Source organism: Thalassospira sp. UBA1131 (assembly GCF_002311515.1).
GTDB lineage: Bacteria > Pseudomonadota > Alphaproteobacteria > Rhodospirillales > Thalassospiraceae > Thalassospira.
Map to the genome: position 1 here is coordinate 1 of NZ_DCAO01000016.1, position 1,475 is coordinate 1,475.

The window sequence follows — 1,475 nt, forward strand, 5'->3', positions numbered from 1 at the left end:
AAAGCAAAGACCCGTCGCCATGGTCGTGATCATGATCGTGATCATGACCGTGGTTGTGGTCGTGGCCACCATGATCATGCTCGTGGTCGTGCTGTGCTGCCTTTTGGCCTTCACGGCGGAGCCACAGCAAGATGCCAATCAGACCAAAGGCCGCGATGTTCAGGAACAGCGTGTAATTGACGCCAAAGGCACTGACCTCGGCGATGTCGCGGCTGCTTTCGGGCAGGGCGCCGAGTGCGACAAAGGCGTAATGCAGGATAAGCGCAGTGGCCACAATGCTGGCATACATGACCCCCGCGATATAAAGCGCAGTTTTCCAGCCATAATACCGGGCATTGACCTTGACCAGTGGCGGGACCATCAGGTCCGAATAGATAAAGCCCATAATCCCGGCAAAGCTGACACCCCCGGCACTGAGAACCGTGGCCAATGGAATGTTACCCATCGAGCCGATAAAGGTCGCGGCGGCGACAAATGGTGCCACAAGGGCGTTTTCAAGAACGGTCAGGAACGGCAAGTCTGACGCCTTACCCGTGCCGTCCCCGGCAAGGAACAGGGTCTGCCAGAATTCGGACGGGACAAAGACCGCAATAAAGCCGGCAATCGTGAAACCGATCAGGATTTCACGCCAGACCATCTGCCATTCCATAACAAAGCGGTTGCCGACCTGTTGCCAGCCTTCCTGGGACTTGATGCGTTTCTTCCAGTCGAAGTCGTCTTCTTCACTGCCGGTTTCCGCGTCGGCATGTTGCTTGGCGGCTTCAATCGTCTCCTTGGGATATGTCACGCGGATCAGAACGGCCGAAATCGCGATCATCAGGATACCACCGATGATTTCGGCGGCCAGAAACTGCCACCCCAGAAACAGGAAGATCAAAACGCCAAGTTCAATGACCAGATTGGTCGATGCGAACATGAAGGCGACAGTGGCAATGAAATGTGCGCCTTTCTGAAACAGCGATCGTGCCGCTGAAAGGGCCGCAAACGAGCATGAACTTGATATCGCGCCAAACAGACCGGCAAGCGAAACGCTACCGATACCGGCGTCGCCCATACGCGCAGTCAGGCGGTTCTTGGGAACGAAAACCTGAATCGCGGCACTGATGGCGTAACCAAGCACAAACGCCCACAGCGCGTTCCAGAAGAAACCAAGTGCGGTCATGACGCCGTTTGAATATTGATCTAGCAAATCCATTGTGACCTTCCTGCCATTTCAGGTGTCGGGGTCCTTGTTAAACGGCTGGAAAGGTGAGGTGTTCCAAGATAGGTATTCGACAACATCTGTGTATGATGGCCGAAATGCTAAAAATGCCGCGGGGGAAGCACGGTGCGTACGGGCAAGGTTTTTGCCGTTTCCATGATCACGATCTGCCAGTTGATGGCGCTTGCGCTGTGGTTTTCGGCCACGGCGGTGCTGCCGCAATTGCGCAGTGAGTTTGGTATTGGGGCGCTGCAATCTTCATTATTTACCAGTG

General features: G+C 55.0%; 1 protein-coding gene. It reads right to left on the bottom strand.

Annotated features, from left to right (window positions below):
• Positions 1 to 1,195, bottom strand: a 1,195-nt coding sequence (locus B3Z49_RS02110) for a permease (protein ID WP_296987929.1), incomplete at its 3' end; no start/stop codon positions are given.
• Positions 1,196 to 1,475 lie beyond the last annotated feature (280 nt).